This window comes from Mesorhizobium sp. CA12, from assembly GCF_020165255.1.
In the GTDB taxonomy this organism is placed as follows: Bacteria; Pseudomonadota; Alphaproteobacteria; order Rhizobiales; family Rhizobiaceae; genus Mesorhizobium.
The window spans coordinates 325,659-349,976 of the sequence record NZ_JAIUHT010000003.1 but is presented as its reverse complement, the minus strand read 5'-3'; the positions used below and the strand labels follow the sequence as shown (position 1 = coordinate 349,976).

Below are 24,318 nucleotides of genomic sequence, written 5' to 3'. Positions count from 1 at the left end.
GATTCAGCGTTGACAGGCTAATTCCTAATAGATATACGACTGATATATCAGAGGAGAAGTAGCCATGTGGGCCGGAGTTTTCCCCGCCGTCACGACCAAATTCACCGCCGACGACCGTCTCGACCATGCCGAGATGGAGCGCTGCTACGGGCTACAGATGGAGGCCGGCTGCGACGGCATCATCGTGTGCGGCTCGCTCGGCGAAGGCCCCATGCTGTCGCCTGACGAGAAGATCGAGGTGCTGAAGGCGGCGCAGAAGGTTGCCGGCAAGAAGCCGGTGCTTTTGACCGTCAACGAGCCCGGCACGCGTGAGGCGGCTGCTATCGCCAAACGCGCTGCCAAGGAAGGCGCCGACGGCCTGATGGTGGTGCCGAGCCCGATCTATCACACCGACCCGCAAGAGACGGTCGCCGCCCTTCGCGCCGTCGCCGAAGCAGGCGACCTGCCGGTGATGATCTATTCCAACCGACTCGCCTATCGCGTCGACGTCACCGTCGACCTAATGGAGGAGTTGGCGTCGGACAAGCGTTTCGTCGCCATCAAGGAATCCTCCGACGACATCCGCCGATCGACCGAGATCATCAACCGGTTCGGCGACCGCTACGACCTCTTCACCGGCGTCGACAACCTTGCCTTCGAGGCGCTGTCGGTCGGCGCCATCGGCTGGGTCGCCGGCCTCGTCACCGCCTTCCCGCGCGAGACGGTCGCGATCTACCAGTTGATGCAGCAGGTCCGACGCGACGAGGCGTTGGCGATCTACCGCTGGTTCCGGCCCTTGCTCGACCTCGATGTCTCGACCTATCTGGTCCAAAACATCAAGCTTGCCGAAGTGCTGGCGATCGGTACCAATGACCGCGTGCGCATGCCGCGCCAGCCGCTGTCGGGTGAACGCCGCAAGGCGGTCGAAAAGATCGTCCGGGATGCGCTGGCGATGCGGCCGAAGCTGCCGCCGCTGCAGACGTCTCCTCGATCGACGAAGCAGATGGTGGCGGCCGAATAAGGGACAGCCCTGACGTGCAACGAAATTCCAAATCCTGGGAACAGGAGCGGCGCTCAGCCACCGGGGCATCTTCTGCCGGTGCGCGGGGAGAAGCGGAAGACATCGCCATCATCGGCGGCGGCATCATCGGCATCTGCGCTGCGACCCTGCTCTCGGAAGCGGGGCGCAGCGTCACCGTCTTCGACCGCACCGGCATCTGCGAGGAGACGAGCTCCGGCAATGCCGCCGCCTTCGCCTTCTCCGACGTGCTGCCGCTGGCGCATAAAGGCATGATCCGGCAATTGCCGAAATGGCTCGCCGACCCGCTCGGGCCTTTGACCATTCCGCCGGCCTATCTGCCGAAACTTCTGCCTTGGCTGATCCGCTTCTGGCGGGCCGGTGCGGCGAAGCACTACGAGACGAGCCTCGCCACGCAGGCGGGCATGATGAAGCTCGCCGAAGCCGAATGGATGGGGCTGCTCGACCGCTCCGGCACGCGGCCGATGCTGCGCGAGGATGGATCGCTGGAATTCTATGAGAGCGAGGCGGAGTTCCGCGCCTCGCTGCCCGGCTGGGCCGAACGCGAGCGTTTCGGCATCGGCTTTCGCCATGTCGAGGGCGAAGAGATGGCGGCGCTGCAGCCAGGTCTTTCGCCGCGCTTCGTCAAGGCCACCTTTGTGCCGGGCTGGAAGACGGTCGCCGACCCGAAGCTGCTCGGCAAGGCGGTCTGGGCCTATGCGGAAAAACGCGGCGCCCGTTTCGAGCATGCGCGGGTCGAGCGCGTGGAAGCGGCCGCAAACGGCGCGACGATCATCCTGGCCGACGGCAGCAGGCGCACGGCCAAGAAGCTCCTGATCGCCGCCGGCGCCTGGTCGCATCTCCTGGCAAGGAATTTTGGCGACCGCATCCCGCTCGAAACCGAGCGCGGCTACAACACGACGCTGCCTGTGTCGGCTTTCGACGTGAAGCGGCAGCTGATCTTTTCCGGGCATGGCTTCGTCATCACGCCGCTCGAAACCGGCTTGCGCGTCGGCGGCGCCGTCGAGCTCGGCGGCATCGAGCGGCCACCCAATTTCGCCCGTTCCAAGGCGATGCTGGAGAAAGCGAAGCGTTTCCTGCCCGGTCTCGATCCGTCCGGCGGCCGCGAGTGGATGGGCTATCGTCCGTCGCTGCCGGATTCATTGCCGGTCATCGGCACGGCGCGCGCGCCGAACGTCTACTACGCCTTCGGCCACGGCCATCTCGGCCTGACCCAGTCGGCGGCGACCGGCCGCTTGATCCGCGATCTCGTTCTCGGGCAGACTCCGCCGCTCGATCTCACGCCCTTCAGCCCGCAGCGTTTCTGAAAAAGAGTGCATCATGGCGAAAAAATCCTTCTTCTGCATCGACGGCCACACCTGCGGCAACCCGGTGCGCTTGGTCGCCGGCGGTGGGCCGCTGCTCAAGGGCGCGACCATGATGGAGCGGCGGGCGCATTTTCTCGCCGAATATGACTGGATCCGCACCGGGCTGATGTTCGAGCCGCGCGGCCATGACGTGATGTCGGGCTCGATCCTCTACCCGCCGACGCGCGAGGACTGCGACATCGCCATCCTGTTCATCGAGACCTCGGGCTGCCTGCCGATGTGCGGGCATGGCACGATCGGCACCGTCACCATGGCCATCGAGCACGGGTTGGTGACGCCGAAGACGCCGGGCGTCTTGAGGCTCGACACGCCGGCCGGCCTGGTCATCGCCGAATACAAACAGGTCGGCGAATATGTCGAGGAGGTGCGCATCACCAACGTGCCGTCCTTCCTCCACGCTGAAGGCCTGACCGTCGAATGCCCGGTGCTTGGCGAGATCAGCGTCGACGTCGCCTATGGCGGCAATTTCTACGCCATTGTCGAGCCGCAGAAGAATTACCGGGACATGGCCGATCATTCGGCCGGCGACCTCATTGCCTGGAGTCCGGTTGTGCGCCAGCGCCTCAATGAGAAATACTCCTTCGTGCATCCGGAGAACCCCGGCATCAATCGGCTGTCGCATCTGCTGTGGACGGGCAAGCCGAAACATGCCGAGGCCGATGCGCGCAACGCCGTCTTCTATGGCGACAAGGCGATCGACCGCAGCCCTTGCGGCACCGGCACCTCGGCCCGCATGGCCCAGCTCCATGCCAAGGGCAAGCTCAAGCCCGGCGACAGTTTCGTCCATGAATCGATCATCGGCTCGCTGTTCAAAGGCAGGGTCGAAAAGGAGGTCAGCGTGGCCGGCAAGCCGGCGATCATCCCCTCGATCGGCGGCTGGGCACGGATGACGGGCCTGAACACCATCTTCATCGACGACCGCGATCCGTTCGCGCATGGATTCATCGTCACATAAGCCTCGCGGCCTCAGCCGGTCGAAGCCGGTATCGGGCTCGCTCAAATTGTCGGCAACAGCCAATCGGCCTGACGTCCGAGAGTGGTCATGCCAGGGTTCTGAAACAATGCGAGGCGACCCGTTCAGCGGTCCCTTCCATCAGATCGTCAAGAAAGGATAATCGATGCTTTCCGGCCCAAAACCCGAATGGCTGACCTTCGATTGCTACGGCACCCTCATCCAGTGGGATGAAGGTCTGCTTGCCGCCGTCAACACGATCCTCGCCAATCACCCAGCCTCCAATATCGAACCCCAGACGCTGATCCGCGTCTACGACAAGCACGAGTACGCGCTCGAGACCGCGCGGCCTCACAAATCCTTCCGCAGCGTGGCCGGCGAGGGGCTGGGGCTGGCGATGGAGGAGCTGAAGCTCGCCCGTTCGCCGGACGACATCGAGGTGCTGACCGGGAGCATCTCCCGAATGCCGCCATTCCCCGAGGTCGTCCCCGCGCTCGGCGCGCTGAAGGCCCAGGGTTTCAAGCTTTGCATCATTTCAAACACCGACGATGACATCATCGCCGGCAATGTCGCCCAACTAGGCGGGCATATAGACCGCGTCGTCACCGCGCAGCAGGCCGGCGCCTACAAGCCCGCGCGGCAGATCTTCGATTTTGCGCACAATGCGCTTGGCGTCGGTCGGGGCGACGTCGTACATATTTGTGCCAGTCCGCATCTCGATCTCGCCGCCGCCCGCGACCTCGGCTTCCGCTGCATCTGGATCGACAGGGGAACCGGCCGCAAACCGCTGCCCGACTACACCCCGAACGCGGTTTTCCCGGCGCTCGATGATGTGCCGCCCTTCCTGCGGTCGACGATCTGGAACTGAGCCCGGCGCGGATGTCAAACGGTGTCGCCTCGCCGTCACATGGCCGTCACACGCGACGGAATCCTGACCTTGCGGAATGTGTGGCGATCCGAAACGACCTAGCCCGATCATTGCAAGGATTCTTCTCATCAACTTGTTTTGACGCCGATTTCTTCGACACGAAGCTCGTCATAAGGTCGAATCGTCAAAGACATTGCGTTGTGCCAATGATAGGTTCCGCGATAGTCCAGGGGGCCGGGTACGAAAAACGGACAATCGGGCGGCGTGCTTCCAAAACACGCCCGGCGATTGAAAAATCACGTTGCAATCCGGGCTCGAGACTTTACGACTAGGGGAAATACGAAAAGGAGTGCGACCCGGAAACGGGCGACATTCCAGGGGAGCCGCGTAAATATGCAGTATTTCGTCCAGCAGCTTATCAATGGGCTGACGCTGGGATCTATCTATGGCCTGATCGCAATCGGCTACACGATGGTCTACGGCATCATCGGCATGATCAATTTCGCCCATGGCGATATCTTCATGGTCGGCGCCTTCACCGCCCTCATCGTCTTCCTGATCCTTGGCGCGTTGTTCTATTCGGTGCCGGTCGTGGTGGCGCTTCTGATAATGATGATCGTCGCCATGCTTCTCACCAGCCTCTACAACTGGACGATCGAGAAGGTGGCCTACCGGCCGCTGCGCGGCTCGTTCCGGCTGGCGCCGCTGATCACCGCCATCGGCATGTCGATCGCGTTGTCCAATTTCGTGCAGGTCACGCAAGGCCCGCGCAACAAGCCGATCCCGCCGCTGGTCAGCCAAGTCTACACTGTTGATGGTGTGAGCGTTTCGCTGAAGCAGATCCTCATCGTGATCGTCACCATCATTCTGCTGGCGATTTTCTGGTATCTCGTCAACCGGACAGCGCTCGGGCGGGCGCAACGCGCCTGCGAGCAAGATCGCAAGATGGCAGCACTACTCGGTATCGACGTCGACCGCACCATCTCCATCACCTTCATCATGGGCGCAGCTCTCGCCGCCGTCGCCGGCACGCTGTTCCTGATGTATTACGGCGTCGTGGTGTTCTCGGACGGCTTCGTGCCGGGCGTGAAAGCCTTCACGGCGGCCGTGCTCGGCGGCATCGGCTCGCTGCCCGGCGCCGTGCTCGGCGGACTGCTGATCGGCTTCATCGAGAGCATGTGGTCGGCCTATTTCTCGATCGACTACAAGGACGTCGCCGCTTTCTCGATCCTGGCGATCGTGCTCATCTTCCTGCCCTCCGGCATCCTCGGCCGGCCTGAAGTCGAAAAGGTCTGATCCTGATGGCCGTTACCGTGTCTTCGGAGCGCGATGCCGTCGCTACTCCAGTCCAGCGCGCTTTTCGCGAAGCGCTCTATGCAGGCGCCATCGCGCTCGGCCTGTTCGTGCTGTTTATCGGTCTCAGGACCGACCAGAATATCTCCAACGAACTGATCCTGGTGCAGCGCTGGGGCCTGCTCGCCCTGGTGGTCATCGCCACCGCCGGGGGCCGCTTCCTCTATGTCGCCTATGGCCAGCCCTTCGTAGCCAGCCTGAAGATCGCCGACATCGACACAGGCCTGCTGCCCGACACCATGGCGGCACGCTTCTTCAGGATGCCCTATTTCGTAGCAGCGGTCGTTGTCGCAGCCCTGCTGTTCGTGCTGGCCGGCTCGCTTGACGGGCTGCTCGGACCCGACCTTGCCGGCTACGCACGCTTTGTGCGGGCGCTGGCGATCATTTATGCCGTCGCCTGGGTTATGTATTATTTCCGGGCCTTCATCCACGCCCACTTCTCGGCGTTGGGCATCAGCGCGCTGGCGCTCTATCCGATCATCGTCGTGCTGGTGCTTGCGCTGGTAACAGGATCGATAGCGGGAGGGTTTCAGGGCTCTTTGAAGTGGGTCGACAATTTCGGCATCCAGATCCTGATCTATGTGATGTTGGCCTGGGGGCTGAACATCGTCATCGGCCTCGCCGGCCTGCTCGATCTCGGCTACGTCGCCTTCTATGCCGTCGGCGCGTATGCCTACGCGCTGCTCGGCACGCATTTCGGCCTGTCCTTCTGGATCCTGCTCCCGGCCGCCGGCTGCATGGCCGCCTTCTGGGGCGTCATGCTCGGTTTCCCGGTGCTGCGGCTGCGCGGCGACTATCTGGCGATCGTCACCCTTGCCTTTGGCGAGATCATCCGCCTCGTCCTGATCAACTGGCGCGAGGTGACAAACGGTTCGGCCGGCATTTCCGGCATTCCAAAGGTCTCCTTCTTCGGCCTGATGTCGTTCAACGTCTCGGATCCGAACTACATCGCCAAGGTGCTGCACATCGCCACATCGAGCGCCTATTACAAGATCTTCCTTTACTATCTGATCCTCGGACTCTGTCTTTTGACTGCCTTCGTTACCATCAGGCTGCGCCGGTTGCCGGTCGGCAGGGCGTGGGAAGCGCTGCGCGAGGACGAGATCGCCTGCCGCTCGCTCGGCATCAACACCACCACCACCAAGCTGACGGCGTTTGCCACCGGCGCCATGTTCGGCGGCTTTGCCGGCTCGTTCTTCGCCGCACGGCAAGGTTTCGTCAGCCCCGAATCCTTCGTCTTCCTGGAATCGGCGATTGTCCTCGCCATCGTCGTGCTCGGCGGCATGGGTTCGCTGGTCGGCATCGCCGTAGCGGCGCTGGTGATGATCGGCGGCACCGAAGCGTTGCGGGAGCTCGACTTCCTGAAGCGGGTCTTCGGTCCCGATTTCACGCCTGAACTCTACCGCATGCTGCTTTTCGGGATGGCCATGGTCATCGTCATGCTGTGGAAGCCGCGCGGTTTTGTCGGCAGCCGCGAGCCGACGGCCTTCCTGAAGGAGCGAAGAGCGGTTTCAAGCTCCTTCACCAAGGAGGGGCACGGCTGATGAACGCGACCCCTTCCTCGAACGATTTCATCCTGCAGGTCGAGCATCTGTCGATGAAGTTCGGCGGCCTGGTCGCCATCGGCGACCTGTCGTTCCAGGCCAGGCGCGGCGAGATCACCGCGCTGATCGGCCCGAACGGCGCCGGCAAGACCACGGTGTTCAACTGCATCACCGGCTTCTACAAGCCGTCTGAAGGCATGATCACGCTGAACCGGGGGGACGGCTCGACCTATCTGCTCGAGCGCCTGCCCAACCACGAGATCCCGGCGCGCGCCAAGGTGGCGCGCACCTTCCAGAACATCCGCCTGTTCTCGGGCATGACGCTGCTGGAGAACCTCCTGGTCGCGCAGCACAACAAGCTGATGAAGGCTTCGGGCTATACTCTCCTCGGCCTGTTCGGCTTTCCGAGCTATCGCCAGGCCTCGGCCGAGTCGATCGAGCTCGCCAGGCACTGGCTGGAGAAGGCCGATCTTGTCGATCGCGCCGACGATCCGGCCGGCGACCTGCCCTATGGCGCGCAGCGGCGCCTGGAAATCGCGCGCGCCATGTGCACGGGGCCGGAGCTTCTGTGCCTCGACGAACCGGCCGCCGGCCTCAATCCGAAGGAATCTGCGGCGCTCAACGAGCTGTTGATGGGAATCAAGAGCACCGGCACGTCGATCCTGCTCATCGAGCACGACATGTCGGTGGTGATGCAGATCTCCGACCATGTCGTCGTGCTCGAATACGGCCGCAAGATCTCCGACGGCAATCCGGCGTCCGTCCGCACCGATCCGCGCGTCATCGCGGCCTATCTCGGCGTCGACGACGAGGAGGTCGAGACGGTGCTGACCGAGGTCGGCGATGAGGACGTGATCGAGCAGCTCGATACCGGCCCCGATTCCGCGCATGGGCCGGGAAATTCCGCCTCGATGATGGCGGGGCCGGTTTCCGATTCGGTCGAACATGGGAATGAGGGCGAGCGGGTCACGGTGTCGAAGGGCGCCTCGAAGGCGGCGCAAGTCGACGCGCGCGCCGCATCGATAGCCAGCAAACCGGTTCCAGCGCCAGCGACAAAGTCGGCCGCCGCGAAAGGCAAGCCGACGGCGAAAGCCCCTGCAAAGAAGGCCCTCGGCAAGGCGCCGGCGAAAGCCGGCGGCATCTCCAATCGCCTCGACGCGCCGCGCGGCGGCAAAGCCGATAGCCTGATCCGCATCAAAGGCATCGGCCCGGTCAACGAGCGCAAGCTCAACGAGCACGGCATCTTCCATTTCGACCAGATAGCGGCCTGGAAGAAGGCCGACATCGAGGCGGCGGAAGCCTATCTCGCCTTTGACGGGCGCATTGCCCGCGAAGACTGGATCGGCCAGGCGAAGACGCTGGCGAAGGAAGCAGCGGCCAAGCCCGCGACGCGTGGAGGGCGTAAATAATGGCCGGCACAACGCTGCTCGACATCAAGGGTGTCGAGACTTACTACGGCAACATCCGGGCGCTGAACGGCGTCGATGTCAGCGTCAACCAGGGTGAGATCGTGGCGCTGATCGGTGCCAATGGCGCCGGCAAGTCGACGCTGATGATGACCATCTTCGGCGCGCCGCGCGCCCGCACCGGCACCATCACCTTCGCCGGCACCGACATCACCAAGATGCCGACGCATGAGATCGCACGCATGCGCATCGCGCAATCCCCGGAAGGCAGACGCATCTTTCCGCGCATGACGGTGATGGAAAATCTGCAGATGGGCGCCAGCCTCGACAACCTCAAGCATTATGACGAGGACGTCGAGAGGGTGTTCACGCTGTTCCCGCGGCTGAAAGAGCGCATCGCCCAGCGCGGCGGCACGCTGTCGGGCGGCGAGCAGCAGATGCTGTCGATCGGGCGCGCGCTGATGGCGCGGCCGAAGCTTTTGTTGCTGGACGAGCCCTCGCTGGGCCTCGCGCCGCTGATCGTCAAGCAGATCTTCGACGCCATCCGCGAGCTCAACAAGACGCAGGGGCTGACCGTGTTCCTGGTCGAGCAGAACGCCTTCGGCGCGCTCAAGCTCGCCACGCGCGGTTATGTCATGGTCAACGGCAATGTGACGATGAGCGGCACCGGCAAGGAATTGCTCGCCAATCCGGAAGTGCGCGCCGCCTATCTCGAAGGCGGACATCATTAGAGCGCGATGACTTTCCCAGGATCGCCATCTCGCTCTAGGGTTTTGTTCTTGAAGCATGATCTTCTCCGAAAAGTCTGTAACTTTTCGGAATCATGCTAAGATCTGGGGACATCGATCATGCAGGGCATTATCTACGAAGAAGCCTCGATCTGGCAGTTTCTGTTCGTCACAGGCCTGCTTGGCGGCGGGGCGGCATGGATGACAGGCAAAGCGGCGGCTCAGACTTGGAGCACGTATCTGCGGCTGTTTTTCTTCCTGCTCGGTCTCGGTATCGGCGTCAGGTTCATCCATCACGCCTTGTTCGGCGGCACGATGTTCTCGCTGCATTACTATATCGTCGACACCATCGTCCTGATGATACTGGGCTTCCTCGGCTATCAATACACGCGCACCAACCAAATGGTCACGCAGTATAACTGGCTCTATGAAAGAGCTTCCTTGTTAAGCTGGAAACCGAAAGGTTGACGTTCACCATTTACGCCGTTTCGGGGATGAATCGGCGTGACAAGTGCCTGAAAATCGGCATTCTATGCTTTCTGCGATAAGGGTGGGCATCGCATGAAAGTATCATCCACGCCCACTCCGTAAATGGGAGCGTTTCAATGAAAAAATCACTTTTGTCCGCCGTGGCGCTGACCGCGTTCGTCGCGTTCAGCGGCAGCGCGTGGGCCGACATCCTGATCGGCGTCGCCGGTCCGATCACCGGCCCGAACGCCGCCTTCGGCGCGCAGTTGCAGAAGGGCGCGGAACAGGCGGTCGCCGACATCAACGCGGCGGGCGGCATCCTCGGCCAGCAGCTCAAGCTCGAGATCGGTGACGATGTCTCCGATCCCAAGCAGGGCATCTCGGTCGCCAACAAGTTCGTCGCCGACGGCGTCAAGTTCGTCGACGGCCACTTCAACTCCGGTGTGTCGATCCCAGCCTCGGAAGTCTACCAGGAAAACGGCATGCTCGAGATCACGCCGGCTGCGACCAACCCGAAGTTCACCGAGCGCGGCATGTGGAACACCTTCCGCACCTGCGGTCGTGACGACCAGCAGGGCAAGGTGGCCGGCGACTACATCGCCAAGAACTTCAAGGATGCCAAGATCGCCATCATCCACGACAAGACGCCTTATGGTCAGGGCCTCGCCGACGAGACCAAGAAGAACCTCAACGCCAACGGCATCACGGAAGTGTTGTACGAAGGCGTGAATGTCGGCGACAAGGACTTCTCGGCCCTCATCGCCAAGATGAAGGAAAACGGCGTCACGCTCATCTACTGGGGCGGCCTGCACACCGAAGCCGGCCTGATCATCCGTCAGTCGGCCGATCAGGGCCTGAAGGCGCCGCTGTTCTCGGGCGACGGCATCGTCTCCAACGAACTGGCCTCGATCGCGGGCGACGCCGTTGCCGGCACGCTCAATACCTTCGCTCCGGATCCGCGCAAGAATCCGGCCGCCAAGGAAGTGGTCGAGAAGTTCCGCGCCAACGGCTTCGAGCCGGAAGCTTACACGCTCTACTCCTATGCCGCGGTGCAGATCATCGCCCAGGCCATCGCCAAGACCGGCTCGGCCGACGACGCGCAGAAGGTTGCGGAGACGATCAGGGCCAACACCTGGAAGACCGCCATCGGTGACATCGGCTACGACAGCAAGGGCGACATCACCCGTCCTGACTATGTCATCTATGAATGGAAGAAGGGCGACGACGGCAAGTACAGCTACTTCGAGAAATAAGCCGGCAAACTCGAGCCGACTTTTCGGGGATGCCCGGCGCTCGCGCCGGGCATTTTCGTTTGCGGGCGAGGCCAACCGGAAGCTCCGCGCCGCGCCTCGGGCAATACCCGTCCACCACCCATGATCCGTGTTCGAAGAACAGCAATGACGATTTGCCGCAAACAGGCGACTTAAATCGTTTTAGCTGTCGCGCAAATTTGTTTGCGCTGCAGCATTTTCACGTTAATCATTGCGGCGGTTCATCTCCCTTCCGCTGCTGGAGCCTACTCCTTGGCCATCACGAAGATCCTCGTCGCCAACCGGTCCGAAATCGCCATCCGCGTGTTCCGCGCGGCCAACGAGCTCGGCCTCAAAACCGTGGCGATCTGGGCGGAGGAGGACAAATATTCGCTGCACCGCTTCAAGGCCGACGAGAGCTATCAGGTCGGCCGCGGACCGCATCTGGCCAAGGACATGGGTCCGATCGAGAGCTACCTGTCGATCGAGGAGGTGATCCGGGTCGCCAGGCTGTCGGGCGCCGATGCCATCCATCCCGGCTACGGCCTGCTGTCGGAAAGCCCGGAATTCGCCGAGGCCTGCGCCGAGGCCGGCGTCACCTTCATCGGCCCGAAACCGGAAACGATGCGCCGGCTCGGCAACAAGGTCGCCGCGCGCAACCTGGCGATTGAAGTCGGCGTCCCGGTCGTTCCGGCAACCGATCCGCTGCCGGACGACATGGACGAGGTCAAGAAGCTCGCCGCCCAAATAGGCTATCCGGTGATGCTCAAGGCCTCGTGGGGCGGCGGCGGCCGCGGCATGCGCGCCATCCGCGCCGAGGCCGACCTCGCGCGCGAGGTGATGGAAGGCAAGCGCGAGGCCAAAGCCGCCTTCGGCAAGGACGAGGTCTATCTCGAAAAGCTGATCGAGCGCGCCCGCCATGTCGAGGTGCAGGTGCTGGGCGACACGCATGGCAATGCCGTGCATCTGTTCGAGCGCGACTGCTCGATCCAGCGCCGTAACCAGAAGGTCGTGGAGCGTGCGCCGGCCCCCTATCTCAGCGAGGAGCTGCGCCAGGAGCTTTGCGGCTATGCGCTCAAGATCGCGCGCGAGACCAGCTATATCGGCGCCGGCACGGTCGAGTTTCTGCAGGATGCCGACACCGGCAAGTTCTACTTCATCGAGGTCAATCCGCGCATCCAGGTCGAGCACACCGTCACCGAGCAGGTGACCGGCATCGACATCGTCAAGGCGCAGATCCACATCCTCGACGGCTTCGCCATCGGCACGAAGCAATCGGGCGTGCCGGCGCAGAAGGACATCAGGCTGAACGGCCACGCGCTGCAGTGCCGCATCACCACCGAGGATCCGGAGCACAATTTCATCCCGGACTATGGCCGCATCACCGCCTATCGCGAGGCGGCGGGCTTCGGCATCCGGCTCGACGGCGGCACCGCCTATTCGGGCGCGGTCATTACCCGCTTCTACGATCCGCTCCTCGAAAAGGTAACGGCCTGGGCGCCGACGCCCGGCGAGGCGATCTCGCGCATGAACCGGGCGCTGCGCGAGTTCCGCATCCGCGGCGTCGCCACCAACCTCACCTTCCTCGAAGCGATCATCAACCACTCGCGCTTCGCCGACAATTCCTACACGACCAGGTTCATCGACACGACGCCGGAACTGTTCGAGCAGGTGAAGCGGCAGGACCGCGCCACCAAGCTGCTCAACTACCTCGCCGACGTAAGCGTCAACGGCCATCCGGAGACGCGCGGCCGGCCGATGCCGAAGGCGAATGCGGCCGCACCCGTGGTGCCCTATCTCAACGGCCATGTTCCGGACGGCAGCAAGCAGAGGCTCGATGCGCTTGGCCCCGAGAAATTCGCGGCCTGGATGCGAGAGCAGCGCCAGGTGCTGGTCACCGATACGACGATGCGCGACGGCCACCAGTCGCTGCTCGCCACGCGCATGCGCACCTATGACATCGCCGGCATCGCCGGCACCTATGCGCGGGCATTGCCGCAGCTCTTGTCGCTGGAATGCTGGGGCGGCGCGACGTTCGACGTCGCCATGCGCTTCCTCACCGAGGATCCGTGGGAGCGGCTGAGCAAAGTGCGCGAGGCGGCGCCCAACCTTCTGCTGCAGATGCTTTTGCGCGGCGCCAACGGCGTCGGCTACACCAATTATCCCGACAATGTCGTCCAGCATTTCGTCGCCCAAGCGGCGGCGGGCGGTGTCGATCTGTTCCGTGTCTTCGACTGCCTTAACTGGGTCGAGAACATGCGTGTCGCCATGGACGCGGTCGGCGCCGAGGGCAAGCTGGTCGAGGCGGCGATGTGCTATACCGGCGATATCCTTGATCCGGCCCGCGCCAAATACGACCTCAAATACTACGTCGGGCTGGCCAAGGAGCTGGAGGCGGCCGGAGCGCATATCATCGCCGTCAAGGACATGGCCGGCCTTTTGAAGCCGGCCGCGGCGCGCGTGCTGTTCAAGGCGCTGCGCGAGGCGACCGACCTGCCGATCCATTTCCACACGCACGACACGTCAGGGCTGTCGGCGGCGACGGTGCTGGCGGCGGTGGAGAGCGGCGCCGACGCTATCGACGCAGCGATGGATTCCTTCTCCGGCAACACCTCGCAGCCCTGCCTCGGCTCGATCGTCGAGGCGCTGAAGGGCACCGAGCGCGACCCCGGTCTCGATCCGCAATGGATCCGCCGCATTTCCTTCTACTGGGAAGCGGTGCGCAACCAGTACGCAGCCTTCGAGAGCGATCTTAAGGGACCTGCCTCGGAGGTTTACCTGCACGAGATGCCGGGCGGCCAGTTCACCAACCTCAAGGAACAGGCGCGCTCGCTCGGGCTCGAGACGCGCTGGCATGAGGTGGCGCAGGCCTATCACGACGTCAACCTGATGTTCGGCGACATCGTCAAGGTGACGCCGTCGTCCAAGGTGGTTGGCGACATGGCGCTGATGATGGTCAGCCAGGATCTCACCGTCGCCGATGTCGAGAACCCGGCCAAGGACATCGCCTTCCCGGACTCCGTCGTGTCGATGCTGCGCGGCGATCTCGGCCAGTCGCCTGGCGGCTGGCCGGCTGCGCTGCAGAAGAAGGCGCTGAAGGGCGAGAAGCCGATTACGGTTCGACCGGGCTCGCTGCTAAAGCCCGCCGACCTCAAGGCGAGCCGCAAGGACATCGAGGGCAAGCTCGACCGCAAGCTGTCCGAATACGAATTCGCCTCCTGGCTGATGTATCCGAAGGTGTTCACCGACTTCGCGGCCGCGCAGGAGACCTACGGGCCGGTGAGCGTGCTGCCGACGCCGACCTATTTCTACGGCATGAAGCCGGAAGACGAGATCTTCCTCGACATCGAGAAGGGCAAGACGCTGGTGGTGCGCTGCCAGGCGTTCGGCGATGTCGACGACAAGGGCATGGTCACCGTGTTCTTCGAGCTCAACGGCCAGCCACGCCGCGTCAAGGTGCCGGACAGGGCGCATGGCGCTTCCGCGGCCAAGGCACGCCGCAAGGCCGAGCCCGGCAATGAGGGACATGTCGGCGCGCCGATGCCCGGCGTCGTATCGGCGCTTGCCGTCGCGCCCGGACAGGCGGTCAAGGCGGGCGACGTGCTGCTTTCGATCGAGGCGATGAAGATGGAAACCGCGCTGCATGCCGAACGCGACGGCGAGATCGCCGAGGTGCTGGTGAAGGCCGGCGATCAGATCGACGCGAAGGATCTGTTGATCGCATTCAAATAAGGTGTGCCGATATTCAGGTGAGGCCGGCCTGCAAACGCCGGCTTCCTGCGCTTCCGGTGCTCACGTACTTTAAGTACGCTCCGCTCCGGTTCTCGGAATCCATCGTTTTCGACTCGGCCTGACCTGAATCTCGGCACACCTTTAGATGTGCCCAGCCGTCCACAGGTGCTCGACAAGTGTCTTGACCCGCCGCGCCCGCTCGGGCAGTGAACCCGCTCCAATTTGCCGTGGCGGGAATCGCCACTGCTCCAGAAGACGCGGAGAAAAAATGGCCGACGAAATCACCGAGACCAGCCAGACTGTAGCCGCCGGCCAGCTGCGCACCATCATCGAGCGCATCGAGCGGCTCGAGGAAGAGAAGAAGACGATCTCCGACGACATCAAGGATGTCTATGCCGAAGCCAAGGGCACCGGCTTCGACACCAAGGCGATCCGCACCATCGTGCGGCTGCGCAAGAAGGACCAGGCCGAGCGCCAGGAAGAGGAGTCCATCCTCGACCTCTACAAGGCCGCTCTCGGCATGGCGTAAGCCTCATGGCCGGAGGCCGGCCATGAACGAATTCGACTTCGGCGGCCGTCGCGCCTCGGAGTTCCGCCACCGCGGCTTCTGGGCGCTGTTCGCCGAACGGCACCCGCAAGAAAGGCAAAGGCTCGCTCGGCGCGGGCCATGGTTCTGGCAGCGCGGGCTGCCGGATTTCGCTTTGGTTCTTTCGATGTATGTCGCGCCGGCGCAGAACCATGTCGGCGTCTTCTTCGGGCGCAACGAGAAGTTCGGCGCCACGGAGTCCTGGTCGCGGTTGAAGCCGTTCCAACCGGCGATCGAGGCCAGACTGAAGCTCAGGCCCGAGCAGAGCTGCGAAGGTCTCGGCATCAACTCGATGTGGCGGGTGAACTGCTACGCCGAGGACAATTGGCCGGCCATGAGCGACTGGCTGGTGCGGGAATGCTCACGCTTCGAAGAAGCCGTGACCGAAATTCTCGGGCAGCGATAGGTCGCGGGCGATGAGGGATTTTTTCCGTTCGCGCTGGAGAGGCCAGGTTCCGCTCGACCGGCTGTTCTGGCGCGATATGCTGCTGGTCGGTACCATTCTGAGCATCGCCTCTTCGGTGCTGGCGCTGGTCCTGCTCGGGTTGAAGCTGCCGCTCTGGCTGGTGCTGGCGGTGCATTTCCTCCCTGTTCCCTACACCATTTTTCTGACGGTCGCTGTCTGGCGGACCGCGGAGAAGGCCGGGGGTTTCAAGGCGCAGCTGATGATGCTCGGTTCCGCGCTCTGGCTGATCACAACGGTCATTGTGTAGAGCCGGATGGAGCATGAAAAAGGGCGGCCGAGGCCGCCCTTTGCGAAGACTGGAAGCCCAGATCAGACCGCAGGCTCGAAGCGCAGCGCCACGCCATTGATGCAGTAGCGCAGGCCGGTCGGCGGCGGGCCGTCCTCGAAGACATGGCCGAGATGGCTGCCGCAGCGAGCGCAATGGCATTCGGTGCGGACCATGCCGTAGCTGCGGTCGACGGTGGTCTCGATCGAGCCCGGGACCGGATCGTTGAAGCTCGGCCAGCCGGTGCCGCTCTCGAACTTCAGCTTGGATTCGAACAGCGGCTGGTCGCAGCCGACGCAATAGAAGGTGCCGGCGCGCTTTTCGTAGAGCAGGGCGCAGCTGCCGGGGCGCTCGGTGCCGTGATTGCGCATCACGGCATATTGCTCCGGGGTCAGCCGGGCGCGCCACTCGGCATCGGTGCGGGTGACGGGATAGGCATGGGTGTCCATGAAATCTCCTCGGCCTTGGCGGCTCGTTGTTGCTTGCAACGGTTATTCGCACAAACATAGGCATCTGTTACAAATGCCGCCAGTGAAAGCGAGCTAGTGCTTGCGCGACAACTGCCTGGTCGCAGCTTCAAGCCCGGCCAATGTCAGCGGGAACATGCGGCCGCCGAAGATGTCGCTGATCAACTGGATCGAGTGCGTGTAGCGCCAGTTCTTCTCAGCTTCGGGATTGAGCCATATCGCGTTCGGCCATTGCTGCAGCAGGCGGGCCAGCCACACACTTCCGGCCTCGGGATTCCAGTGCTCGACCGAGCCGCCGGGGTGGGCGATCTCGTAAGGGCTCATCGAGGCGTCGCCGACTACGATCACCTTATAGTCCGGCCCGTATTTGTGGATGAGATCGAAGGTCGGGATTGTCTCGGCCAGCCGCCGGTGATTGTCCTTCCAGACGCGCTCGTAAAGGCAGTTGTGGAAGTAGAAATATTCGAGCTGGCGGAACTCGGCGCGCGCGGCGGAAAACAGTTCCTCGACGCCGCGTATATGGTCGTCCATCGAGCCGCCGACATCGAAAAACATCAGAAGCTTCACGGCATTGCGCCGCTCGGGCCGGGTCTTGACGTCGAGATAGCCGTGCTCGGCAGTGGCGTGGATGGTGCCGGGCAGGTCGAACTCCTCCTCGGCGCCCTCGCGCACCCAGCGGCGCAGCCGCTTCAGCGCCACCTTGATGTTGCGGGTGCCGAGCTCGACGGTGTCGTCGAAGTTCCGGAATTCGCGCTTGTCCCAGACCTTCACCGCGCGGCGATGCCGGCTTTCATGCTGGCCGATGCGAACCCCTTCGGGGTTGTAGCCATAGGCGCCGAAGGGCGAGGTGCCGCCGGTGCCGATCCATTTCGAGCCGCCCTGATGCCGGCCCTTCTGCTCCTCGAGGCGCTGCTTCAAGGTCGCCATCAGCTTCTCGAAACCGCCAAGCGCTTCGACCAGCTTCTGTTCCTCCTCGCTCAGGTGCTTTTCCGCCAAACGGCGCAGCCATTCCTCGGGGATGTTGACGACATCGACGGCATCGGGGCTGCCGAGTGCCTCGACACCCTTGAAGACATGCGCGAAGACCTGGTCGAAACGGTCGATATGGCGTTCATCCTTCACCAGGGCCGAGCGCGCGAGGTAATAGAAAGCCTCGACGTCATAATCGACCAGCCCGGCCTCCAGCCCTTCCAGCAGCGACAGATATTCCCTGAGCGAAACAGGAACCCGCGCGGCTTTCAGTTCTAGGAAGAAGGGGATGAACATCAGTCCCTTATAGCAAATCGTACTCGATGAATCCGGTCCGCCGCGCCACATGGTCGTAGAGCCGGCGCGCCGTGGCGTTGGTCTTGTGCGTCATCCAGTAGACATTCTTGACGCCGATCTTGCCGGCCTCGTCCCGCACCGCTTTGATCAGCGCCGCGCCCACGCCTTTGCCGCGCACCTCCGGATCGGCGAACAGATCCTGCAGGTAGCAGTTGTTGACCAGTGACCAGCAGGAGCGATGGTAGAGGTAGTGGGTCAGCCCAACCGCCTTGCCGTCGAACGTGGCGATGAAACCTTTCGGCTCGAATTCGCCTGCCGTGAACAAACGCTTCCAGGTGACGTCGTAGACCTCGTCCGGCAGCTTGGTCTTGTAGAAGGTGAGGTAGGCAGTCCACAAGCGCCGCCAGTCGGCGTGGTCGGACTGCGCGAACGGGCGAATGGCGATCTCGGACATCTTTTCTCCTCCAGTGCTTTCGGTCCGAAGCTGCGGCAGCGACCGATTGCCGGCAACGGTCCACGGACGGGGAAAGCGCTATTGCTGCCGTCTGGCCATGAAGGCCAGCCGCTCGAACAGGTGCACGTCCTGCTCGTTCTTGAGCAGCGCGCCATGCAGCTTCGGCAGCATGTTCTTCGGATCGGCGCGCAGATCCTCGGGCGCGATGTCGTCGGCGACCAAAAGGCGGATCCAGTCGAGCGCTTCGGAGGTCGACGGCTTCTTTTTCAGGCCCGGCACATCGCGGATCTCGTAGAACTGGCTCAGTGCCGCCCGCACCAAATTCTGCTTGATTCCGGGGTAATGCACCTCGACGATCCGGTGCAGCGTGTCGATGTCGGGGAAGCGGATATAGTGGAAGAAGCAGCGGCGCAGGAAGGCGTCCGGCAGCTCTTTTTCGTTATTCGAGGTGATGATGACGATAGGCCGGAACTCGGCGCGGATCGTCTCGCCCGTCTCGTAGACGAAGAACTCCATCCGGTCGAGCTCCTGCAGGAGGTCGTTGGGGAACTCGATGTCGGCCTTGTCGATCTCGTCGATCAACAGCACAACCTTCTTTTGCGCAGCGAACGCATCCCACAGCTTGCCGCGCTTGATGTAGTTGGCGATGTCGTTGAAGCGCTCGTCGCCGAGTTGGCTGTCGCGCAGCCGCGAGACGGCGTCATATTCGTAGAGGCCCTGTTGCGCCTTGGTGGTCGATTTGACGTTCCATTCGATGAACTCCAGCCTGAGCGCCGAAGCCACCTGGCGGGCAAGCTCGGTCTTGCCGGTGCCGGGCTCACCCTTGACCAGCAAGGGCCGCTCCAGCGCAATCGCGGCGTTGACCGCAACCATCAGATCCTTGTCGGCAACGTAAGCCGCAGTGCCTTCGAAACGCATCTTTTCTCCTGTCCGTGCGGCGGACCGTAAGGAGGCTGGACGGGCCGCGCAAGGGCGGTTGCCGGACAGCTTCCCATGGGGACGGTCCGCAAGACGAATTATGCGCAAATGGTGACCCGTTTCTCTGGCGCACGGCTAATCATCGGCCTATATTTGTTGACGGCGGTCTGCGCTTCCCGGCAGGAGAAACTTATCCCCGGGGCCTTATCGATCCTTAGGGAGCTGTCCCTGGGAAGACCCGTGGGTTTTCTCACACGGCGCCCACCTACTTTGTAGGCACCCGGGATCGACCTCTCCACCGGTTGTGTGGATCGTCGCTCTCCCGTTTTGGGAGACAAGCGCCTTCTCTCCGTTTTGACGCAATTCCGGACGGAAAAACCGCGGCGCACTTTTTCTGGAATTGCGCTAGAAAGCGTCGCTCCTAAATCTCCATCCAAATCTGACCCTTTCTAGCGTCGGCGCATGTCACCTTCCAAAGACCTGAAAAAACAGCTTCGCAAGGAGGCGCTGGCGCGCCGCGATGCGCTCGACGAGTTCTGGCGCGTCGAGATCGCGCTCGAAATGGCCGAGACCGCGAAGGAAAAAATCGACTTTGAACCCGGCCGGGTCGTCTCCGGCTTCTGGCCGATGCGCTCCGAGGTCGATGTGCGGCCGCTGATGTTCGCGCTGCGCGAGAAGGGCGCAAGGCTCTGCCTGCCGGCGATCATCGACAAGACCACGATCGTCTTTCGCGAGCTGGTGCGCGGCGCACCGATGGTCGAGATGGGATTCGGCACGGTCGGGCCGCATGAAGAGGCGGAAGTGCTCGACCCGACGCTCATGCTGGTGCCGCTCGCCGCCTTCGACGGCCGCGGCCACCGTATCGGCTACGGCGCCGGCTATTACGACCGCGCCATTGCCAGGTTGGCCGACAAGGGCATCGCGCCGAGGCTGATTGGCATCGCCTTCGATTGCCAAGAAGTCGAGCGGGTGCCGGATGAGAACCATGACGTCATCATTCCGGAAATACTGACCGAGAGCGGGTTGCGCCGGTTCGCGACTTGACGCGGGCGCCACCTGGCAAATACTACTGAAATCCAGTAGGCTGGCATGCTTGAATTCGAATGGGACGACCAGAAGGCGACGAGCAATCTTGCCAAGACGGTGTGGCATTTGCGGATGCCAAACGCCTGTTCGACGACATCCGTGCTCTGCATTATTCGGATCGCTCCATGAATTACGAAGAGGAGCGCTTCATTGGCATCGGAATCGTCAATGGATTGGTGCTGACGGTGGTTTACACCGAACGCGGCGACCTAATAAGACTGATCTCCGCCAGAAAGGCGACGCGCCATGAGCAGAAAGCATATGATCAAGCACGCAGGGGCTGAATCCGATTGGGAGCGTCTGCGTAGCATGAGCGACGCGGAGGCGGAGGCCGGCGCTTTGGGGGACAAGGACAATCCACCGCTCAGCACGGATCGGCCGGGCATGGCGCGTGTCGCGCGTGTCAAAGTGATCCGCCGGGCCTTGCATCTTACCCAGGAGGAATTTTCCGTCCGCTATCGCATTCCGCTAGGCACGCTTAGAGACTGGGAGCAAGGAAGAACCGAGCCGGACCAAGCGGCACAGGCCTATTTGCAGGTCATCGCCAAGGAGCCGGATACGGTGTCGCGGGCGCTCGGTACGCGCAGCGCCGCATGAGACTTCTCTTCCTCGGCGACATGGTTGGCAAAACGGGGCGCACGGCAGTCTGGGAGCAGCTGCCGGGGCTGATTTCCGACTTCAAGCTGGACTTCGTCATCGTCAATGGCGAGAACGCGGCCGGCGGCTTCGGCATCACCGAAGAGATCTTTCGCGAGACGCTCGCGGCCGGCGCGGATGTCGTCACCACCGGCAACCATGTCTGGGATCAGCGCGATGCGCTGATCTTCGCGCCGCGCGAGGAGCGCTTCCTGCGTCCCTCCAATTTTCCCAGGGGCACGCCGGGCCGCGGCTCGGGCGTCTACATCGCCCGCAATGGCGCGCGCGTGCTGGTCGCCAACATCATGGGCCGCGTCTTCATGCATCCCGAGCTCGACGACCCTTTCCAGGCCGGCGAGCGTGAGCTTGCCGCCTGCCCGCTCGGCGAGCAGGCCGATGCGGCCATCATCGATTTCCACGCCGAGGCGACCTCGGAGAAGATGTGCTTCGCGCATTTCGTTGATGGTCGCGCCAGCCTGGTGGTCGGCACGCATACGCATCAGCCGACCGCCGACCATCAGATCCTCAATGGCGGCACCGCCTATATTTCAGACGCCGGCATGTGCGGCGATTATGATTCCTCGCTCGGCATGGACAAGGAAGAGCCGCTGAACCGGTTCCTTTCCAAGGTGCCGAAGGGCCGTTTCGAGGCGTCCTCAGGGCCCGCGACGCTCTGCGGCGTCGGCGTCGATATTTCGGACCGCACCGGGCTTGCCGAAAAAATCGCGCCGTTTCGTCGCGGGCCGCGGCTGGAAGAGACGGCTCCGTCCTTCTGGTCGTGACATTGATATAAGCGAGATCAATACCTAACTGGCGACGAAACCCGCGAAAACTGCTCTAGATCGTAGAGGGGACGACCTTCATGCAGCTTGTCGAATTTCTGGCGCCGCACTTTCATTTTGTTTCCGATCCGACCGCATGGGTCGCGCTTTTGACCCTGGTGGTGCTCGAGATTGTGCTCGGCATCGACAATCTGATCTTCATCTCGATCCTGACCAACAAGCTGCCGGAGGCGCAGCGCGCCCGCGCACGCCGGCTGGGCATTTCGGCGGCGCTGATCATGCGACTGATCCTCCTCGCCACGATCTCGATCATCGTGCAATTGACGACGCCAGTGTTCACCGCCCTCGGCCACGGCTTTTCCTGGCGCGACCTGATCCTGATCGCCGGCGGCCTGTTCCTGGTCTGGAAGGCGACCAAGGAAATCCATCACACGGTCGACCCGCAGGATCATCAGGACACGATGGTCGGCGGCACGCTGCAGATGAGCCTTGCCGGAGCGATCTTCCAGATCCTCCTGCTCGACCTCGTGTTCTCGATCGATTCCATCATCACTGCCGTCGGCATGACCGACGAGATCGCCATCATGTATATCGCGGTAATCGTGGCGGTGAGCGCGATGATGCTGGCGGCGACGCCGCTTGCCAATTTCATCGCCAGGAACCCCTCTATCGTTATGCTGGCGCTCGGCTTCCTTTTGATGATCGGCATGACGCTGATCGCCGACGGCATGGGCTATCATGTGCCCAAGGGATACATCTACGCCGCCATGGGGTTTTCCGCGCTGGTCGAAGGCCTCAACATGCTGGCGCGACGGCGTAAGAGGCAGGGGTCGGGCGAGGGGCACTGAGGCTCGCCACCACGCCGGCGAGCCGCTAGGCCGAAACACCCTTCGGGTGACGGTCGCCGATCAGGCCGAGCGTCAGGCCCTGTTCTAGCCAGGCCTTGGCGCCGGCAAGCACCAGCGCGAAGCCGCCGGTGGATTCGACCGCCTGCTTGACCTGTTCGTCGGCGGAACCGGCGAAGCCGAAATTGCGGATTTCGAGGAAGGTCGCTTCATCCGGCATCTCGGTGAATGCCCAGACGACGGTGGTCGGCGGATCGCTCCACTGCATGACGATCTTCTCGTTGGGGACGATCTCGCTCACCTCGACCTTGGTCGAGACGCCATACATGCGCCATTCCCATTCGACCAGCTTGCCCTCATTCAGGCGACCGCTGGAATGCGTAAACCAGAATTTCGTGGTGACCGCCGGATCGACGATCGCTTCGAACACCTCGGCGACCGGCCGACGGATCAGCATGGCGGTTTCGGCGATGGGAGATTCTCTGAGCTCCATACGGTTCTCCTTTCCGGCAGGATTCACCACGCGTCCGGCTCCCGCACCAGGTGAATGATGTTGGCCGGGTTGGTGATCCAGCCGCCACGAAAGCCTTCACTCAGAGGTTCTATTGCGTCGCAGCGCACGACACCGGCCCTGGCAAGATGCGAAGCCGCGCTCTTGAAGTTCGGTGTGAAAAGCTCCAGCCAGATTTCGGCCTGGCTCATCATCGGCGCCTCGTCGATCCAGAGGCGATTGGGACCGAGCTCGAAGCCGACCGCCGGCGCCTTGGCGGTGAACGGCTTCAGGCCGATGACGTCGCGATAGAAGGCGATCGTTGCCTCGTATTGGTGCGAGGGCACCTTCATGGCGATGTTGATGCCGCCGGTGATCTCGGTGTCCATTGCCGATCCTCTTGATTGCGTTGGATGCCGTTACGGCAGGTTGATCTGCCAGGAGACGCCGAACCGGTCGTTGAGCCAAGCGAAACGCTGGCTGAAGCCGTAATTGCCGGTCGGCATCAGGAAGCCGCCACCCACGGAGAGAACGCCGACGATCCGCTCGAGCTCCTCTTCCGACGAGCAGTCGACAAAGAAGGAAAAGGACGGCGTGAAGGTAAAGGCGTGGTGGACGGGGCTGTTGTAGATCCTGACCTCGACGCCGCCGATCAATGCGCGCGCCAGCTTGAGCGTTCCTTCCGCCCCGTCCTCGCCCGAGCCATGGCGCGTGATGTCGAGCACACGGCTCTCCGGAATGGTCTCGCAATAGAGCGTCACGGCCTCCTCGGCCTTTCCCTCGAACATCAGGAATGGCGTTGCTTTCGTCATCGGGCGACCTCCTCCTGCCGAATATCGGGACCTGAATGTCGGCCTCAGATGTTGGTCTCGTTGGCCGGCTCGCCGCGCAGCTCGCTGCGGTAATAGCCGTCGCGCAGATTGATGCCATATTCGAGATAGGCCTTCATACAGGCCAGCATCTGCGACCAGCCCTCGCAGTTGAGGTAGGATTTCTTCAGGCCGGCCTCGCCTTCGTGCCAACCTTCTTCAGCGATGGTGACGAAAGTGCCGCCGTCCTCAAGCGGCTCGAAATTCATCTCGATGCGGGTCTTGTAGGCGGGCTTGCCGTCGGCGTCTGTCGCGTCCCAGCGCAGCACGATGCGCTTGTCCTTCGTTACCTCGTCGACCTCCACCGGCACGGCCTTCCACCACGTGACGGTGGTGCCGGTGACAAGCGGAGCCGAGGCGCCGCCGATGGTGGTGAAATAGCCGCTGAGCTTTCTCGGATTGACGACCGCGTCGAAGACTTCGGCGACCGGTTTGCCGATGCGCCCGGAAATCCTGAAACCAAGGGACATATCCACAGCTCCTTCCTTGCTGCTTGAAACGA

The 24,318-nt window shown here is 62.7% G+C and carries 27 protein-coding genes and 1 other RNA gene; 20 read left to right on the top strand and 8 right to left on the bottom strand.

Features of this window, described 5'->3' with window-relative positions:
- Positions 1–64 precede the first annotated feature (64 nt).
- The 14 genes from LB520_RS08230 (at position 65) to LB520_RS08165 (ending at position 15,985) form a co-directional block, all read left to right on the top strand.
- On the top strand, positions 65–1,000 hold the full coding sequence (locus LB520_RS08230) for a dihydrodipicolinate synthase family protein (RefSeq protein ID WP_224637114.1): 936 nt from the start codon (positions 65–67) through the stop codon (positions 998–1,000).
- Between the two features lie 14 nt (positions 1,001–1,014).
- Positions 1,015–2,325: an NAD(P)/FAD-dependent oxidoreductase gene (locus LB520_RS08225; RefSeq protein WP_224637113.1), complete on the top strand. Its 1,311-nt coding sequence runs from the start codon at positions 1,015–1,017 to the stop codon at positions 2,323–2,325.
- 13 nt (positions 2,326–2,338) lie between these two features.
- The gene (locus LB520_RS08220; protein ID WP_224637112.1) at positions 2,339–3,340 is read left to right on the top strand and encodes a 4-hydroxyproline epimerase; all 1,002 of its coding nucleotides are present in this window, start codon (positions 2,339–2,341) and stop codon (positions 3,338–3,340) included.
- Positions 3,341–3,503: 163 nt separating this feature from the next.
- Positions 3,504–4,205: a haloacid dehalogenase type II gene (locus tag LB520_RS08215; protein WP_224637111.1), complete on the top strand. Its 702-nt coding sequence runs from the start codon at positions 3,504–3,506 to the stop codon at positions 4,203–4,205.
- 393 nt (positions 4,206–4,598) lie between these two features.
- Complete coding sequence (locus LB520_RS08210) at positions 4,599–5,501, top strand: branched-chain amino acid ABC transporter permease (protein ID WP_224608749.1); 903 nt, start codon at positions 4,599–4,601, stop codon at positions 5,499–5,501.
- 5 nt (positions 5,502–5,506) lie between these two features.
- Positions 5,507–7,102, top strand: coding sequence for a high-affinity branched-chain amino acid ABC transporter permease LivM (gene livM, locus LB520_RS08205; RefSeq protein WP_095767233.1), 1,596 nt, complete (start codon positions 5,507–5,509; stop codon positions 7,100–7,102).
- A complete protein-coding gene (locus LB520_RS08200) occupies positions 7,102–8,511 on the top strand; it encodes an ATP-binding cassette domain-containing protein (RefSeq protein WP_224637110.1) in 1,410 nt (469 codons plus the stop codon). Before livM ends, LB520_RS08200 begins: the two co-directional genes overlap by 1 nt.
- Entirely contained in the window at positions 8,511–9,239 is a 729-nt protein-coding gene (locus LB520_RS08195) for an ABC transporter ATP-binding protein (protein WP_224608752.1), read from the top strand. The genes LB520_RS08200 and LB520_RS08195 overlap by 1 nt, the downstream gene beginning before the upstream one ends.
- Before the next feature lie 117 nt (positions 9,240–9,356).
- Positions 9,357–9,704, top strand: a complete 348-nt coding sequence (locus tag LB520_RS08190; RefSeq protein WP_095767236.1) for a DUF6867 family protein — start codon at positions 9,357–9,359, stop codon at positions 9,702–9,704.
- 137 nt (positions 9,705–9,841) lie between these two features.
- A complete protein-coding gene (locus tag LB520_RS08185; RefSeq protein ID WP_095767237.1) occupies positions 9,842–10,957 on the top strand; it encodes a branched-chain amino acid ABC transporter substrate-binding protein in 1,116 nt (371 codons plus the stop codon).
- A gap of 270 nt (positions 10,958–11,227) precedes the next feature.
- Positions 11,228–14,686 (top strand): pyruvate carboxylase, encoded by a 3,459-nt coding sequence (pyc, locus tag LB520_RS08180; protein ID WP_224637109.1) that lies wholly within the window; start codon positions 11,228–11,230, stop codon positions 14,684–14,686.
- 268 nt (positions 14,687–14,954) lie between these two features.
- Positions 14,955–15,215, top strand: a complete 261-nt coding sequence (locus LB520_RS08175; RefSeq protein ID WP_095767239.1) for a DUF2312 domain-containing protein — start codon at positions 14,955–14,957, stop codon at positions 15,213–15,215.
- A 22-nt stretch (positions 15,216–15,237) separates the two neighbouring features.
- Positions 15,238–15,678, top strand: a complete 441-nt coding sequence (locus tag LB520_RS08170; RefSeq protein ID WP_140841746.1) for a hypothetical protein — start codon at positions 15,238–15,240, stop codon at positions 15,676–15,678.
- Between the two features lie 10 nt (positions 15,679–15,688).
- On the top strand, positions 15,689–15,985 hold the full coding sequence (locus tag LB520_RS08165) for a hypothetical protein (RefSeq protein WP_224637108.1): 297 nt from the start codon (positions 15,689–15,691) through the stop codon (positions 15,983–15,985).
- Between the two features lie 62 nt (positions 15,986–16,047).
- Here LB520_RS08165 and msrB read toward each other — a convergent pair whose 3' ends face one another.
- The 4 genes from msrB to LB520_RS08145 form a co-directional block, all read right to left on the bottom strand.
- Positions 16,048–16,452: a peptide-methionine (R)-S-oxide reductase MsrB gene (gene msrB, locus LB520_RS08160; RefSeq protein ID WP_224528136.1), complete on the bottom strand. Its 405-nt coding sequence runs from the start codon at positions 16,450–16,452 to the stop codon at positions 16,048–16,050.
- 93 nt (positions 16,453–16,545) lie between these two features.
- Positions 16,546–17,736: a vWA domain-containing protein gene (locus LB520_RS08155; protein WP_224637106.1), complete on the bottom strand. Its 1,191-nt coding sequence runs from the start codon at positions 17,734–17,736 to the stop codon at positions 16,546–16,548.
- Between the two features lie 7 nt (positions 17,737–17,743).
- A complete protein-coding gene (locus LB520_RS08150; protein ID WP_224637105.1) occupies positions 17,744–18,190 on the bottom strand; it encodes a GNAT family N-acetyltransferase in 447 nt (148 codons plus the stop codon).
- Positions 18,191–18,268: 78 nt separating this feature from the next.
- Positions 18,269–19,108, bottom strand: coding sequence for an AAA family ATPase (locus LB520_RS08145; RefSeq protein WP_224637104.1), 840 nt, complete (start codon positions 19,106–19,108; stop codon positions 18,269–18,271).
- A 161-nt stretch (positions 19,109–19,269) separates the two neighbouring features.
- Between LB520_RS08145 and ssrS the strand changes: the two genes are divergently transcribed.
- The 6 genes from ssrS to LB520_RS08115 all read left to right on the top strand — a co-directional run bounded on the left by ssrS (position 19,270) and on the right by LB520_RS08115 (position 22,460).
- A non-coding RNA gene (ssrS, locus tag LB520_RS08140) (6S RNA) lies at positions 19,270–19,425 on the top strand.
- A gap of 145 nt (positions 19,426–19,570) precedes the next feature.
- Entirely contained in the window at positions 19,571–20,152 is a 582-nt protein-coding gene (locus LB520_RS08135; RefSeq protein WP_224637103.1) for a 5-formyltetrahydrofolate cyclo-ligase, read from the top strand.
- 59 nt (positions 20,153–20,211) lie between these two features.
- Complete coding sequence (locus LB520_RS08130; protein ID WP_224637102.1) at positions 20,212–20,478, top strand: BrnT family toxin; 267 nt, start codon at positions 20,212–20,214, stop codon at positions 20,476–20,478.
- A 25-nt stretch (positions 20,479–20,503) separates the two neighbouring features.
- A complete protein-coding gene (locus LB520_RS08125; RefSeq protein ID WP_224637101.1) occupies positions 20,504–20,791 on the top strand; it encodes a helix-turn-helix domain-containing protein in 288 nt (95 codons plus the stop codon).
- Positions 20,788–21,612, top strand: coding sequence for a YmdB family metallophosphoesterase (locus tag LB520_RS08120; RefSeq protein ID WP_095767248.1), 825 nt, complete (start codon positions 20,788–20,790; stop codon positions 21,610–21,612). The genes LB520_RS08125 and LB520_RS08120 overlap by 4 nt, the downstream gene beginning before the upstream one ends.
- Before the next feature lie 80 nt (positions 21,613–21,692).
- A complete protein-coding gene (locus LB520_RS08115) occupies positions 21,693–22,460 on the top strand; it encodes a TerC family protein (protein ID WP_095767249.1) in 768 nt (255 codons plus the stop codon).
- A 25-nt stretch (positions 22,461–22,485) separates the two neighbouring features.
- On the opposite strand, the gene LB520_RS08110 is transcribed toward LB520_RS08115, so the two are convergent.
- From LB520_RS08110 to LB520_RS08095, 4 genes are read right to left on the bottom strand one after another with little or no spacing between them, the layout of a single operon-like run.
- A complete protein-coding gene (locus LB520_RS08110; RefSeq protein WP_224633575.1) occupies positions 22,486–22,950 on the bottom strand; it encodes an SRPBCC family protein in 465 nt (154 codons plus the stop codon).
- Between the two features lie 23 nt (positions 22,951–22,973).
- Positions 22,974–23,336: a hypothetical protein gene (locus tag LB520_RS08105; protein ID WP_224633576.1), complete on the bottom strand. Its 363-nt coding sequence runs from the start codon at positions 23,334–23,336 to the stop codon at positions 22,974–22,976.
- Positions 23,337–23,366: 30 nt separating this feature from the next.
- Positions 23,367–23,759, bottom strand: coding sequence for a VOC family protein (locus LB520_RS08100; RefSeq protein WP_224637100.1), 393 nt, complete (start codon positions 23,757–23,759; stop codon positions 23,367–23,369).
- 44 nt (positions 23,760–23,803) lie between these two features.
- On the bottom strand, positions 23,804–24,286 hold the full coding sequence (locus LB520_RS08095; RefSeq protein ID WP_224637099.1) for an SRPBCC domain-containing protein: 483 nt from the start codon (positions 24,284–24,286) through the stop codon (positions 23,804–23,806).
- Positions 24,287–24,318: the final 32 nt, after the last annotated feature.